This is a genomic window from Streptomyces sp. Ag109_G2-15, from assembly GCF_900215565.1.
GTDB lineage: Bacteria > Actinomycetota > Actinomycetes > Streptomycetales > Streptomycetaceae > Streptomyces > Streptomyces diastatochromogenes.
This window is the reverse complement of sequence record NZ_OCNI01000002.1, coordinates 782,679-796,975: the sequence shown is the minus strand read 5'-3', so window position 1 is coordinate 796,975 and position 14,297 is coordinate 782,679. Positions and strand designations below refer to the sequence as shown.

Genomic DNA, 14,297 nt, shown 5'->3' with positions numbered 1-14,297 from the left:
GGCGGCCGGCTTACCGGCCGCGCAGCCGCTCGTAGTGGGCGGAGCAGTCCGCGTAGGTGGGCAGCAGCCCGGACCGCTCCGCCTCGGCGAGCGTGGGCGCGTCGGCGTCCTTGGCCGACAGTACCGGCTCGATGCCCTCCGGCCAGGCGATGGCCAGGTCGGGGTCGAGGGGGTGCACGGCGTGCTCGCGCTTCGGCGCGTACCCGGCCGAGCACAGGTACACCACGGTGGCGTCGTCGGTCAGCGCCATGAAGGCGTGCCCGAGGCCCTCCGCGAGGAACACGGCGTGCCGGTTGTCGTCGTCGAGGCGTACGGCCTCCCACTGCCCGAAGGTGGGCGAGCCGACCCGGATGTCCACCACGACGTCCAGGACGGCACCGCGCACGCAGGTGACGTACTTGGCCTGCCCGGGCGGTACGTCGGCGAAGTGGACGCCGCGCAGCACGCCCCGCCGGGACACCGAGCAGTTGGCCTGGGCGAGCGTGAGGTCGTAGCCGGTGGCCTCCCGGAACTCCTCGCCCCGGTACCACTCGTGGAAGCTGCCCCGCTCGTCCGGGAACGCCTTGGGCTCGAGGACCCAGGAGTCGGCTATCTCCAGCTGTCGCACTCCGTCACGCCTTCCCTGTCGTCTTCTTCAGCGCCGCTCCCAGCATGCCCCGTGCCCTGCGCAGCAGCCGCTGCAGCAGACCGGGCGGCGCCGGACGGGCCACCTCCGCATCGCCCCGGGCCCGGCCCACCCTGAGGACCAGCGGCAGCCGGTGGAAGCGCCGGTCCCCGGGGCCGCCGACCAGGCACACCTCGATCCGCCAGGTCGCGTTCCGCATCTGCCGCAGCGGCACCCAGACCTGCAGCAGCGAGCCCGCGCCGTCCGCGGGGACGAGCCCCGAGGCCTGGTGGAAGGTGCGGTCCGAGGCGGTGTCGGCCAGCCGGACCGTGACGTCGGCGCTGTCCGGCACGTACAGGGGCAGAGCGACGGTCAGCAGGTCGTCGGGGGTGACCGTGGCGTCGGCGGGGGTGAGCGCGGTCAGACCGAGGGCCTTGGAGGCGCGGTCCACGTCCAGGGAGAGGTTGGCGTGCTGCTTCGTCCAGTACGGCAGCACGACCCGGTGCGCGACGATCCCGGCGGGTGGCAGCGTGCGGCGCTCGGCCGGTGCGGGGCCCAGCCGGCACTCCTTGGTCCAGCCGCCGAGCCCGACCCGGACGTAGGCGTCCCACAGGCCGCCGTGCAGCGGGGCGCCGTCCGCCGCCGCGGCGGGGTCGACGGTGGCCGTGCCGCGCAGCACCAGCCTGGTCCGGCCGTCCCCGGCCGCCACGCGTTCCCGGGTGACCTCCACAGGCTGGAAGAAGGAGGCGGCGGTCTGCCGGTCGCGCAGGACCAGGTCGGCGGTCGCCTTCTCGAAGCCGTCGGTGGCGGCCGTGGCCAGCCAGGACACCGCCTCGGCGAGGTCGGCGGGCGCACCGTCGGCCGAGGGCCGCGGCCCGTCGGCGCGCACGGTCAACGGGCCGTCGGCATCGGTGTATTCGGCGGTGAACCGCACCCGCAGCGTCCCGTCGTGCCACTCGACGCCCGTCGGGACGGCCTTGGGCCGGACAGCGGCCTCCCACTCGGCGTAGGCGACCAGGTCGTCGTACCGGTCCTCCCGGATCAGCGCGGCGACGACCCGCTGGCCCGGCCGCAGCCCGGGGGCGACGCCGGGGCCGAAGCGCTCGACGACCACCGCGTGCATCTCCCGGAACAGCTCGCGCCGGTAGTCGTCCGGCATCGCCAGCAGCCGGCGCCCGCTCATCCGCTCGACCATCTCCACCCGCAGCCAGCGGCGCAGCAGCTTGTCGCGCAGCGGGCCGGGCTCGGTGTACCGCTCGACGACGTCCAGGGCCTCGCGGAGGTTCTTGAAGTAGCCGACCGGCTCGAAGCGCTGGAAACCGGCGTTGGAGGCGTCCTCGCGTCTGACGTGGTAGTAGCAGACGTAGTCGCTGAGCACCGACACGTTGTCGGCGCGCAGATAGGCCTCGGCGATGAAGACGTGGTCCTCGAGGCGCCGCGGGCCCTCCGGGAACCTCAGCCCGGTGCGGTCCAGGAAGGAGCGCCGGAGCATCTTGTGCGGGGTGAGGCTGTCGATCAGCGGGGCGTTGTCCACCGTGGCGTACGGGTGGTTGCGGCGGAACAGCTCCACCGGCGCCGGGCGGCCCTTCCCGGCCATCTTGCCGACGATCACGTCGGCCTTGTTCTCCACCCCGTACTCGTACATCCGCTCCAGGGCCTCGTCGCCGAGGTGGTCGTCGTTGTCGACGAACATCACGAACTCGCCCCGGGCGGCCTCGATGCCCACGTTGCGGGGCTTGCCGGACCAGCCGGAGTTCTCCTGGTGGATGACCCTGATGTGCGGGTGCTCGGCGGCGAGCGCGTCCAGCCGGGCCGGGGTGGCGTCGGTGGAGCCGTCGTCGACGAAGAGGACCTCGAACTCGTCGGGCGGCAGCGACTGCCGCAGCAGCGAGGCGACGCAGTCCTCGATGTACGGCCCCGGGTTGTACACGGGTACGACGACGCTGACCTTGACCGGCATCCGGCTTCCGAGCCCCCTTGGTTCGCTTTCCGTGGCCTGGGTGGCACGGTGCGCGTGGCCGAATGTTAACCCGGTCCCTGGTGCGGGCGGACGCCCGCCCGCACCACGGTTGCCCCAACTGACCGGTCAGGCGTGGGCCTTGGCCAGCAGCTCCAGGATCTCCGCCGTCGTACCGCTCTCGCCGAGCCGCGGGAAGATCCGCTCCACGCTGCCCGCGTGCGCCTCGGCGTCGCTGTCGGCCATGGCGTCGGTGGCCAGGGTGACGTTATAGCCGTGGGCGTAGGCGTCGCGGGCGGTGGACTCGACGCCGATGCTGGTGGCGATGCCGGTCAGCACGATCTGGGTGATGCCGCGACGACGCAGCTGCACGTCCAGGTCGGTGCCGTACAGGGCGCTCCAGTTGTGCTTGGTGACGCGGATGTCGCCGGGGTGGCCGGACAGCTCGTCGACGATGACGTCCCAGCCCTCCGGGAAGGAGAGACCGCGCGCCTGGCGCTCGGTCCGGCCGGGGACGGCGTCCGCCCAGTCGGACCCGAAGGAGACCCGGACCAGGACCACGGGCAGGTCGCGGGCCCGGAAGGCGTCGGCGAGTTCGACCGTGCGGGCCACCACGTCCGCGGCGGCGTGCGGCTGGGTGGGCATGCCCACGATGCCGTTCTGCAGGTCGATCACGACGAGGGCGGTACGGGGGTCGAGGGTGCTGACGGACATGGGGTGATCAGGCCTTTCGGGGGGTGGGCCGGCCGAGTGAACGGTCGGGGAGGGTGGTCGCCAGCAGGAGGGCCGAGCCGGCGAGCATGAACAGGGCCAGGCCGTGCAGCCCGGCCGTGTCGGCGCGGTGCGGGTAGAACGCCGCGGTGGCGGCGGACGCGCCCAGCGCGCCGAGGTACATGAAGGTCCGCAGCAGTCCGGCCGCCGACGCGATCCGCTCCGGGTCGGCCTGCCGGTACAGGGCGTTCTGCGTGGCCAGCCCGACGAGGCCCTGCGGGACACCGAGCAGCACGCCGACCGCGAGCAGCAGCCACAGCGGGCTGTCCGCGCGGACCAGGAGCAGCACGGCACTGCCGGCGATCTGCAGCACCGAGCCCATGAGCAGCTTGGTGCGCACCGCCTCACGGCGCCCGGTGAGCGTGGCGGCGGTGAGCGCGGCCACCGACAGCGGCAGCAGCGCGAGACCGGCGGTGGCGGCGCCCAGCCCGCGGCCCTGCTGCAGCCACTGCGTGTAGCCGTACATGAAGGCGTAGGCGGTGGTGTAGGCGAGGAACTGGCGCAGGTAGGTGGCGAGCAGCGGGCCGTTGCCGCCGAGCACCCTCAGGTCGATGAAGGGGTCCGGCACCCGCAGCTCGCGCACCGCGAACGCGGCGGCGGCGGCGGTGGACAGCACCGGGAGGTACCAGCGGCCGGCGCCCGGGTCCATCAGGAACAGCATCAGCGCGACCAGCAGCACGGCGAACAGGGCCATGCCGGGCAGATCCACGCCGCGCCTGCGCTGACCCTCGGTTCTCGGCAGCCGCAGGGTGCCCAGGATCAGACAGGCGGCGGAGAGCGGCACGTTGACGCAGAACACGGCACGCCAGCCGCCGAACCCGATCAGCAGTCCGCCCAGCGCGGGGCCCACCACCGCCACCGTCTGGCTCGCCACGGCCAGCGCGGTCAGCACGCCCGCCGGGCTGTCCTGCCCGGTGCGTTCGGCCTCGGCGCGGGTCAGCCGCATCGCCGCCGGGTACGCGGCCGACGTCCCGAACCCGAGCAGCACGCGGGCCGCGATCAGCCAGCCGAGCGAGGGCGCGCACGCACCCAGCAGGCCGGCGACGCCGACCAGGGCCGCACCGGTGAGGTAGAGCCGGCGCGGGCCGTACATGTCCACCAGCCGGCCGATGACGGGCTGGCCGACGGCCGTGGCCAGGTAGAGCGCCGAGACCAGCCAGACCGTCTCGGCGGGCGGCGCCCCGAAGGCGACGCCGATCGGCACCAGCGCCACGGCGATCATCGACGAGTTGACCGGGTTCAGTACGGAACCCAGGACCATCGGCGCGATCAGCCGGCGGTCGAATCCGGTGGGGGAGGGGCGGGCGGTCCGCCCGGTGCGCGGGGTGAGCCTCGGTATCACGGCCGCGAGAGCCGTTCCAGCAGCTCCAGCGCCTTCAGGACGGTCTGCCGCTCCTCCTCGGTGTAGCGGTCCTCGAAGGCGCGGGCCAGCCACTCCTCGCGCAGCTGCTTGTTGCCCTCGACCCGGGCTCGACCGGCCTCGGTCAGGGTGACCAGCTGGCGGCGGCCGTCGTCGGGGTCCGGGGCGCGCCGGATCAGGCCGTGCTGGTCCAGGGCGGCCAGCGTGCTCGCCATGGACTGGGGCCGTACGCCCTCCGCGGCGGCCAGCGCGCTGGCCGTGGCCGCGCCGTGCTTGCCGACCAGGGAGAGTGCCGACTCCTGCGGCGGGGTCAGGTCGGAGTCCTGCGCGACCTCGCGGATACGGCGCCGCAGCCGGCTGAACACCACGCGCAGGTCGCGCGCGGTGCGGGCGGCGGAGTCCGAGATGTGAGCCATGCCGTCAGCGTAGGACCGTCAGGAGGGACTGTCCAGTTCAGACTGTTCAGTTTTGCCTGAACATTATCGGGAGCGCCTCCCGAGCTGCCTACGCTGGTGGGGTGCGTCTCCTGCTGATGTCCGACACCCACCTCCCCAAGCGCGCCAAGCGGCTTCCGGACCAGCTGCTCGCCGAACTCCCGCACGCGGACGTCGTGTTCCACGCCGGTGACTGGGTCGACACCGCGACCCTCGACCTGCTGGAGCGGCGCAGCCGCCGGCTGATCGGTGTGTACGGCAACAACGACGGCCCCGAGCTGCGCGCCCGGCTCCCCGAGGTGGCGTACGCCGAACTGGGCGGCCTGCGCTTCGGCGTGGTGCACGAGACCGGCCCCGCACAGGGCCGCGAGGCACGCTGTGCCGCCCGCTTTCCCGACCTGGACGTACTGGTCTTCGGCCACAGCCACATCCCCTGGGACACCGTCGCCCTTGGCGGGCTGCGGCTGCTCAACCCCGGTTCCCCGACCGACCGCCGCCGTCGGCCGCACTGCACCTACCTCACGGCGACCCTCGCCGACGGCGCGCTCACCGACGTCACCCTGCGGCTTCTGCCGCAGCGCCGGTAGGGCTGTGGCACGATGCGTCGATGATCTCCGACTACGACATACCCGACGTCGTACCCGCGGGCAGCATGGCCGAGCGCGACCAGCCCGTCCTCGGTCTGCCGGGCGGCCTGGAGCTGCGGCCCTGGCGGGCCGACGACGCCGACGCGCTGCTCACCGCCGGACAGGACCCGGCGATCCAGCTGTGGAACCTGTTCTCCGTCCGCAGCCGTGACGAGGCGCGGGCCCGGATCGAGCGCATGCACGAGCGGTGGCGCGCCGAGACCGGCGCCGTATGGGCCATCGCCCGGCCCGGCGGCCCGCCCCTCGGGCTCGCCGGGCTCCACGACGTCAACCTGGCGGGCGGCAACGCCGAGATCATGTACTGGGTGCTGCCCGACTCCCGCGGCGGCGGCATCGTCGTCGAGGCGGCCCGCAGGCTGAGCCGCTGGGCCCTGGACGACCTGGGCCTGCACCGCCTGCGCCTGTGCCACGCGGTCGCCAACCCGGCGTCCTGCCGCGTCGCGGAGAAGCTCGGCTACGCCTTCGAGGGCACGATGCGCTCCTCGCTGCTGCATGCCGACGGGTGGCATGACGAGCATCTGCATGCGCTGGTGGTGGAGGGCGCCTGATGCCCGGGGGCGGGCCGCGGCTACCGGCGCCGGGCCGACCGGGCCCGCCTGCACTGTCGTGCCCGCACGGCGACCAGTGCCAGTACGACGCCCACCGCCACCGCGACGGCGGCCCGCTTGGCCACCGGTACCGCGGCTGCCCGCAGGAGGTCGAGTGACTCCGCTGCCTCCTCCTCGGCGGGCGGTTCGGCGGTCTGCGGGGGCTGTTCGGTCAGCCGCTGCGCCAGGCAGGTCGCGAACTGGCCCACCAGCCGGTCTCCCACCTCCGACAGCAGGCCACGCCCGAACTGCGCCGGGCGGCCGGTCACCGTCAGGTCGGTCCGCACCGACACCGCCGTACCGCCGTCGCGTCCGCTCAGCGTGCCGGTGACCGTCGCCCGGGCCGTGCCCTGACCCCGGGTCTCGCGACCGCTCGCCACGAGCACCATGCGGTGCGCCGCCGCGTCCTGCTCCTCGAAGACCGCGGTGCCCCGGTAGAGCAGGGAGACCGGGCCGACCTTGACCTTCACCGAGCCGGTCACCGTCGTGCCGTCGTACTCATCCACCACCGCCCCCGGCAGGCAGGGCGCGACGCGTTCGATGTCGAGGAGCGCGCGCCAGGCGTCGTCGACAGCGACGGGGACGGTGAACTCGTGGTGCAGCTCCATGACTTCCTCCTCGCCCTCAGGGCGTGGCGCGTGGGTGGATGGCCCCGGCGGTCGTGGTCAGGGGCGCGCCGCTGCCGCCCCAGCGCAGGGCGACGATCTCGGCGGCGACGGACACGGCGACCTCCTCGGGCGTACGGGCGCCCAGGTCGAGCCCGAGCGGCGAGCGCAGCCGGGACAGCTCGGCCTCGGTGAGACCGGCCTCGGTCAGCCGTTCACGCCGTTCGTCGTGGGTACGGCGGCTGCCCATCGCCCCGATGTAGGCGGCCGGCCGGCGCAGCGCCTCCTCGAGCAGCGGCACGTCGAACTTCGGGTCGTGGGTGAGGACGCAGATCACCGTCCGCTCGTCGGTCTCGGTGCCCCCGAGGTAGCGGTGCGGCCATTCCACGACGACCTCCACGCCCGCCGGGAACCGCTTGGGTGTGGCGAAGACCGGGCGGGCGTCGCACACGGTGACCCGGTAGCCGAGGAAGTCTCCGATGCGGGCCACCGAGGCCGCGTAGTCGATCGCGCCGAAGACCAGCATGCGCGGCGGTGGCGCGAACGACTGCAGGAACACCGTGACGGCGTCCTCGCGGCGCTCCCCGTGCGGCCCGTAGTGCCTCAGCAGCGAGGCGCCGAGGGCGAGTTCGCCCCGCGCGTCGGCGGTCACCGCGACATCGAGCCCGGCCGTACCGAGCGTGCCGGCCTCGGTGCCTTGCCAGACGGCCAGCGTGGCCCCGCGCGGGGCGGGCCCGTCCACCACCGTGGCCACGGTCACCGGCTCACCCGCGGCGACGGACCCGGCGACCGCCCCGAACGCGGGGTCGGTCTCGGGCGTCACCGGCCGCACCAGCAACGTGATCTCGCCACCGCAGGTGAGCCCGACCGCGAACGCGTCCTCGTCGCTGTACCCGAAGGTCTCCAGCCGTGCCTCGCCGCTCGCCACCACCTCCTGCGCCAGCTCGAACACCGCCCCTTCGACACAGCCCCCGGACACACTGCCCACGACCTCGTCGTCGGACCCCACCGCCATGGCGGCGCCGGGTCCGCGCGGTGCGCTGCGGCTGACCGCGACGACCGTGGCCAGACCGAACGGGATCCGGGCCGCGTACCAGCGTTCCAGCGCCGGCAGAATCTCACGCACGCTCCGCTCCTCTCACCCGCGCCACGGAGACCCCCTCGGCCTCCGCCCCGCGCACCACCGCCGCGAGCCGCTCCAGCGCTCCCAGGCTGTGCCCCTCGACGAAGTCGTCCACGCTGGGCAGGGCCGCCGCCATCCCGGCCGCGAGGGGCGCGTAACCCGGGCGTGCCTTGCGCGGGTTCGCCCAGATCACCCGGTGCGCCAGCCCGTGCAGACGGCGCATCTGCGCGCCGAGCAGCTCCGGATCATCGCGCTCCCAGCCGTCCGAGAGCAGCACGACGACCGCGCCGCGCGCCATGCCGCGCTGGCCCCAGCGGTTGAGGAACTCACGCAGCAGCTCGCCCAGCCGGGTGCCGCCGCGCCAGTCGGGGACGGCCGCCGCGAGCGCCGCCATCGCCAGGTCCGGGTCGCGGTGCGAGAGTTCCCGGGTCACCCGGGTCAGCCGGGTGCCGATCGTGAACACCTCCGTACGGCCCCCGCGCACCGCGGCATGCGCGAACCTGAGCAGCGCGTCGGCGTACGGCGCCATCGACCCACTCACGTCGACGAGCAGCACGACCCGGCGGGGCCGGACCACGCGCGCGTGCCGCCGCAGCCGGGCCGGCTCCCCGCCCCGCCGCAGCAGTTCCCGTACGGTGCGGCGCGGGTCGACGTCCCCGCGCCGGGCCGGCCGCCGCCGCGCGGAGCGCCGGGTCTGCCCGGACAGCGCGAACGCGGCCAGCAGCCGGTGGAGATGGGCGCGCTCGGCCGCGTCCAGTTCGCCGACGTCGCGGTGCCGCAGCACCTCGGTGGCGCTGGCGAGCGTGGCCGTCGGCGGCCCCGCGGGCTCGCCCTCGCCGGGGGCACGGCTCCCGGCGGGCGCGTCCCGCGTGACGAGCCGCAGCCGGGGCGGAGGGGCGTGCCGCACCACCGGCCGGGCGGACTCGCCCGACGGCCCGAAGTACGCGGCGAACACCCGCTCGTACCGCTCCAGATCGTCGTGCCCACCGCACAGCGTCGCCCGCCCTGCCCAGTACACATCGGCCCGCACCCCGGGCCGCAGCACGTCCACGGCCCGCAGAAAGGCGTACGCCCGCTCGGCACTCGCCTCGACCCCCGCCGCCCGCACCGCCCGCACAAACCCGAGCAACACGGCATCCGCCGCTGCGGCCCCGCCCTCACCCATCCCGACCACACCCCCCGGTCCGCGCGGAGGCCGGTGCCCGGTTTCCGATCCGGGCGTGCTGCTCACGTTCCCCCGCCCGGCCGGGTCACGCGGACCCTGGCCCCCGGCTCCCGATGGCCCGTTCGCGCTGGGTCCCGATCCGGGCGTGTTGCTCAGGGCCGTCGGCATGCCCGGGTCACGCGGACCTCGATTCCCGGTCCCCGACGGCCCTTTCCCGTTGTGTCCCGACGCGGCCACGGCGCTCACGTTCCCCGCGTCGCCAGGACCGCCGCGAGATCGAGGCCCCGTGCCCGGTCCGCGTCCTCCCGGTACTTCAGGACCGAGCCCAGTGTCGCCACGGCCAGGTCGGCGTCCACCTCGTTCGCGCCGAGCGCGTTCAGGGCCTCGGCCCAGTCGATCGTCTCGGCCACGCCGGGGGGTTTGAGCAGGTCCACGCCCCGCAGGGCCTGCACCAGGGCCGTGACCTGTTCGGCCAGCCGTGCCGACACCTGCGGCAACCGGGTGCGCACGATGGCCAGTTCGCGGGCGAAGGAGGGATGGTCGAACCAGTGGTACAGGCACCGCCGCTTCAGCGCGTCGTGCACCTCCCGGGTCCGGTTCGAGGTCAGTACGACCACCGGCGGCTCGTCGGCCCGCAGGGTGCCCAGCTCCGGAATCGTGACCGAGTACTCGGACAGCAGCTCCAGCAGGAACGCCTCGAACTCGTCGTCGGCCCGGTCGATCTCGTCGACCAGCAGCACCGACGGCTGCGTCTGCAGCGCCAGCAGCAGCGGCCGGGCGATGAGGAAGCGCCGGTCGTACAGCTCGCTCTCCAGACGGTCCGCGTCGTGGACCCCGGCCGCCTCGGCGGCCCTCAGGTGCAGCAGCTGACGTGGGAAGTCCCAGTCGTACAGGGCCTGGGAGGCGTCGATGCCCTCGTGGCACTGCAGGCGGATCAGCGGCGCGTCCAGCGCCCCGGCCAGGGCGGTCGCGAGCGCGGTCTTGCCCACGCCCGCGTCGCCCTCGCAGAAGAGCGGCCGGTGCAGCCTCAGGGCCAGGAAGCAGGTGACGGCCAGCCCTTCGTCGACGAGGTACCCCGTCTCCTCCAGGCGGCCCCGCACCTGCTCCGGGTCGTCCATCCGGGTGATCGACGCTCACCCCATTCCGCTGGCGGTCAGCACCGCCCGCCGGGTCAGCACCCGCGCGAGGTGCTCCCGGTACTCGGGCGAGGCGGACAGGTCCTGCGACGGCCGGGTGCCCTCGGCCGCCGCCTCGGAAGCCCGCGCCACGGCATCGAGACCGTCGGCACCGGCCAGCGCCTCCTCGGCAGCCGTGGCCCGCAGCGGGGTCGACCCCATGTTGGTGAGCCCGATGCGCGCCTCGGCGATCCGCCCGTCGTCGCGCCGTACGAGCGCGGCCACGCCGACGATCGCCCAGGCCTGCGCGACCCGGTGGAACTTCTCGTAGTGGTAACTCCAGCCGTCCGCCTTCGGCACCCGCACCTCCACCAGGAGTTCGTCGGGGGCCAGGGCGGACTGGAGGTAGTCGACGAAGAAGTCCCGGGCCGGGACCGTACGACGCCCGCTCGGCCCGGCGACGACCATCTCGCCGTCCAGCGCCAGCACCACCGCGGGCAGGTCACCCGCGGGGTCGGCGTGCGCGAGCGAGCCGCCCAGGGTGCCCCGGTGCCGTACCGCGGGGTCGGCGACCGTGGCCGTCGCCTCCGCGAGCAGACCGGCGTGCCGGCGCACCAGCGGGTCACGGATCACGTCGTGGTGCGTGGTCAGCGCGCCGATGACGAGCGTGTCGCCGTCCTCGCGGACCCCGCGCAGCTCCGGGATCCGGCCCACGTCCACGACCAGCTCGGGGAAGGCGAGCCGCAGCCGCAGCAGCGGCAGCAGGCTCTGCCCGCCGGCCAGCACCTTCGCCTCCTCACCCGCGTCGGCGAGCGCGCGCACCGCCTCGTCGACGCTGGTCGGACGGGCGTACTCGAATGCCGGGGGAATCATGCCGACGCCTCCTTCACCGCGCGCCACACCCGCTCGGGGGTACAGGGCATCCGCACGTCGTGCACGCCCAGCGGCCTGAGCGCGTCCACGACGGCGTTGACCACGGCGGGCGTCGACGCGATCGTCCCGGCCTCCCCGACCCCCTTGACCCCCATGGAGTTCGAGGCCGCCGGGGTCTCCGTCCGGCCGGTCACGAAGTCCGGCAGGTCCGGCGCCGACGGCACGAGGTAGTCGGCCATGGTGCCGGAGACGAGGTTGCCCTCGGCGTCGTACACGGCCTCCTCGTACAGCGCCTGCGCGATGCCCTGCGCGATCCCGCCGTGCACCTGGCCCTCGACGATCATCGGGTTGACGACCCGGCCGACGTCGTCGACGCAGACGTACGACCTGATCCGCGTCCGCCCGGTCTCCGTGTCGACCTCGACCGCGCACAGGTGGGTGCCGTGCGGGTAGGAGAAGTTCTCCGGGTCGACCAGGGTCTCGGCGTTGATGGACGGCTCGACGCCGTCGGGCAGATCGTGCGAGGTGAACGCCTCGAAGGCGATCTCCTGGATGCTCTTGCGCGCCTCCGGGGAGCCCTTCACGGAGAACACGCCGTTCGTGAACTCCAGGTCCTGCTCGCTCGCCTCCAGCAGATGGGCTGCGACCTTCCGGGCCTTCTCGACCACCTTCGTCGCCGCCCGGTGCACGGCCTCGCCGCCGACGGACAGCGACCGCGAGCCGTAGGTGTCCATGCCCTGCGGTGCCGCCTGCGTGTCGCCGTGCAGCACCTCGACGTCGTCGAACGGCACGCCCAGCACATCGGCGGCGATCTGGCTCCAGCAGGTCTCGTGGCCCTGCCCGTGCGGGCTGGTGCCGGTGACCACCTCGACCTTGCCGGTGGGCAGCATGCGGATGCTCGCCGCCTCCCAGCCGCCGGCCGCGTACCTCAGGTCGCGCAGCACCCGGCTCGGTGCCAGCCCGCACATCTCGGTGTACGTCGACACGCCGATGCCGAGGCGTACGGGGTCGCCGCGCTCGGTGCGCTCGCGCTGCTCGGCGCGCAGATCGTCGTACCCGAACAGGGCGAGGGCCTTCGCGGTCGCCGCCTCGTAGTTGCCGCTGTCGTACGTCAGCCCGGCGATCGAGGTGTACGGGAACTCCTCGTGCCGGATCCAGTTCCGGCGCCGTACCTCCACCGGGTCGAGGCGCAGTTCGGCGGCCAGCTCGTCCATGATCCGCTCGATGGCGAAGGTGGCCTCCGGGCGTCCGGCGCCGCGGTAGGCGTCGGTGGGGGTGCGGGTGGTGAAGACGCCGGTGCAGTTGAACTCGTAGGCGTCCATCTTGTAGATCGCCGGGTACATGAAGGCGCCGAGGAGCGGGATGCCCGGGGTGACGAGCATCAGGTACGCGCCCATGTCGGCGAGCAGGTCCACCTTCAGGCCCAGCAGCTTGCCCTCGCGGGTCGCGGCGACCTCGATGTCCTGGATCATGCCGCGCCCGTGGTGGGTCGCGAGGTAGCCCTCGGAGCGGGACTCGGTCCACTTCACCGGACGGCCGAGCTTGCGCGCGACCGCGAGTGCGAGGGCCTCCTCGCCGTACACCTGGAGCTTGGAGCCGAAGCCGCCGCCCACGTCCGGGGCGACCACGCGCAGCTTCTGCTCGGGGATCCCGGTGACGACGGCGAGCATGATCCGCAGGATGTGCGGGATCTGGGTCGCCGAGTAGACCGTGTACTCGCCGGAGGCGGCGAGCGGGGTGACGACGACCGCGCGCGGTTCCATGGCGTTGGGGATGAGCCGCTGCTGGTGGTAGCGGCGCTTGACCGTGACCTCGGCGCGCTGCCGGACCGACTCGAAGCTCTCGCCGGTGGCGAGCGGCCAGGTGTAGCAGCGGTTGGTGCCCTTGTCGGCATGGACCAGCGGGGCGCCCTCCGCCAGCGCGGCCTCCAGGTCCAGGACCGGGGGCAGCGGGTCGTAGTCGACCTCGATGGCCTCCAGCGCGTCGGCGGCCGCGTACCGGTCGCGGGCCACCACGACCGCCACCGGGTCACCGGCGTAGCGGACCTCGTCGACGGCGACCGGCGGGTGGTCGGGGAGCACGATGTCCTCGGTCACCGGCCAGGCGCAGGGCAGCGAGCCCAGCCCCTCGGCGAGGTCGGCGCCGCTGAACGCCGCGACGACACCGGGGCGTTCGAGGGCGGGGGAGACGTCGATCCGGGTGATGCGGGCGTGGGCCATCGGGCTGCGCAGGATGGCCAGGTGCAGCAGTCCGGCGACCTGGATGTTGTCGGTCCAGTTGGTCTGGCCGGTGATCAGCCGGGCGTCCTCCTTGCGCAGCCGGGAGCGGCCGACCTCGTGTTCGACGGCCTGATCGGTCATGCCGTGGCCTCCTCGGGGACCTGTTGCCCGGAGGCGGCGAGCACCGCGCGGACGATGTTCTGGTAACCGGTGCACCGGCACAGGTTGCCCTCCAGGGCCTGCCGGACCTCGTCCGAGGTGGGGTGCGGGTTCTCGCTCAGCAGATCGCGCGCCGCCATGATCATCCCGGGGGTGCAGTAGCCGCACTGCAGACCGTGCCGCTCGTGGAAGGCGTGCTGCAGCGCGGTCCACTCCCCGTCCTTGGCCAGCCCCTGGACGGTGGTCACCGTGCCGCCGTCCGCCTGTACGGCGAGCACCGAGCAGCTCTTGACGGTCTCCCCGTCCAGGTCGACCGTGCACGCGCCGCAGTTCGAGGTGTCGCAGCCGATCGGGGTGCCGGTCAGGCCGAGGCGGTCGCGCAGGTAGTGGGCCAGGAGCAGACGGGGTTCCACGTCGTCCTCGTACGTCGTGCCGTCCACGTTCACCTTGATGTGGGTCATATGCCCTCCAGACCGTGCGGGCAGGAGCGAGAGTCAGCCAGATCGACGTGATGTACGTCACTCTATGACCGCGCTCTGGAGGCGGCGAGTGCTGCGGCGGGCTTTTGTTGAACATTAATCCATTGCTGTCGAGGAGGTGCCCTGCTGCACTGCTCCTGATCCGCCGTCACACAGAGAGGACCGGCGATGCGCACTGCGTGCATGTCCACCCAGGAAG

Annotated in this window: 14 protein-coding genes; 2 read left to right on the top strand and 12 right to left on the bottom strand. The window is 73.6% G+C overall.

Annotated elements, in window-relative coordinates:
* Nucleotides 1-10 precede the first annotated feature (10 nt).
* From rfbC to CRP49_RS40060, 5 genes are all read right to left on the bottom strand, one after another.
* On the bottom strand, nt 11-607 hold the full coding sequence (gene rfbC, locus CRP49_RS40080) for a dTDP-4-dehydrorhamnose 3,5-epimerase (protein ID WP_097258297.1): 597 nt from the start codon (nt 605-607) through the stop codon (nt 11-13).
* A gap of 4 nt (nt 608-611) precedes the next feature.
* Entirely contained in the window at nt 612-2,564 is a 1,953-nt protein-coding gene (locus tag CRP49_RS40075; protein ID WP_097258296.1) for a glycosyltransferase family A protein, read from the bottom strand.
* A 126-nt stretch (nt 2,565-2,690) separates the two neighbouring features.
* Nucleotides 2,691-3,275, bottom strand: a complete 585-nt coding sequence (locus tag CRP49_RS40070; RefSeq protein ID WP_097258295.1) for a hydrolase — start codon at nt 3,273-3,275, stop codon at nt 2,691-2,693.
* A gap of 7 nt (nt 3,276-3,282) precedes the next feature.
* A complete protein-coding gene (locus CRP49_RS40065; protein ID WP_097258294.1) occupies nt 3,283-4,674 on the bottom strand; it encodes an MFS transporter in 1,392 nt (463 codons plus the stop codon).
* On the bottom strand, nt 4,671-5,108 hold the full coding sequence (locus CRP49_RS40060; RefSeq protein WP_097258293.1) for a MarR family winged helix-turn-helix transcriptional regulator: 438 nt from the start codon (nt 5,106-5,108) through the stop codon (nt 4,671-4,673). The genes CRP49_RS40065 and CRP49_RS40060 overlap by 4 nt, the downstream gene beginning before the upstream one ends.
* A gap of 101 nt (nt 5,109-5,209) precedes the next feature.
* Here CRP49_RS40060 and CRP49_RS40055 point away from each other — a divergent pair, with 101 nt between their 5' ends.
* Nucleotides 5,210-5,713, top strand: a complete 504-nt coding sequence (locus CRP49_RS40055; RefSeq protein WP_097258292.1) for a metallophosphoesterase — start codon at nt 5,210-5,212, stop codon at nt 5,711-5,713.
* A gap of 20 nt (nt 5,714-5,733) precedes the next feature.
* Entirely contained in the window at nt 5,734-6,321 is a 588-nt protein-coding gene (locus CRP49_RS40050; RefSeq protein WP_097258291.1) for a GNAT family N-acetyltransferase, read from the top strand.
* 20 nt (nt 6,322-6,341) lie between these two features.
* On the opposite strand, the gene CRP49_RS40045 is transcribed toward CRP49_RS40050, so the two are convergent.
* From CRP49_RS40045 to CRP49_RS40015, 7 genes are all read right to left on the bottom strand, one after another.
* Nucleotides 6,342-6,968: an SRPBCC family protein gene (locus CRP49_RS40045; protein WP_097258290.1), complete on the bottom strand. Its 627-nt coding sequence runs from the start codon at nt 6,966-6,968 to the stop codon at nt 6,342-6,344.
* A gap of 16 nt (nt 6,969-6,984) precedes the next feature.
* Complete coding sequence (locus tag CRP49_RS40040) at nt 6,985-8,091, bottom strand: XdhC/CoxI family protein (protein WP_097258289.1); 1,107 nt, start codon at nt 8,089-8,091, stop codon at nt 6,985-6,987.
* On the bottom strand, nt 8,084-9,253 hold the full coding sequence (locus CRP49_RS40035) for a VWA domain-containing protein (protein ID WP_097259289.1): 1,170 nt from the start codon (nt 9,251-9,253) through the stop codon (nt 8,084-8,086). Before CRP49_RS40035 ends, CRP49_RS40040 begins: the two co-directional genes overlap by 8 nt.
* A gap of 242 nt (nt 9,254-9,495) precedes the next feature.
* On the bottom strand, nt 9,496-10,371 hold the full coding sequence (locus tag CRP49_RS40030; protein WP_257033796.1) for a MoxR family ATPase: 876 nt from the start codon (nt 10,369-10,371) through the stop codon (nt 9,496-9,498).
* Between the two features lie 15 nt (nt 10,372-10,386).
* Entirely contained in the window at nt 10,387-11,241 is an 855-nt protein-coding gene (locus tag CRP49_RS40025; protein WP_097258288.1) for a xanthine dehydrogenase family protein subunit M, read from the bottom strand.
* A complete protein-coding gene (locus CRP49_RS40020; protein ID WP_097258287.1) occupies nt 11,238-13,601 on the bottom strand; it encodes a xanthine dehydrogenase family protein molybdopterin-binding subunit in 2,364 nt (787 codons plus the stop codon). Before CRP49_RS40020 ends, CRP49_RS40025 begins: the two co-directional genes overlap by 4 nt.
* Entirely contained in the window at nt 13,598-14,080 is a 483-nt protein-coding gene (locus CRP49_RS40015) for a (2Fe-2S)-binding protein (protein ID WP_094222016.1), read from the bottom strand. The genes CRP49_RS40020 and CRP49_RS40015 overlap by 4 nt, the downstream gene beginning before the upstream one ends.
* Between the last annotated feature and the right edge of the window lie 217 nt (nt 14,081-14,297).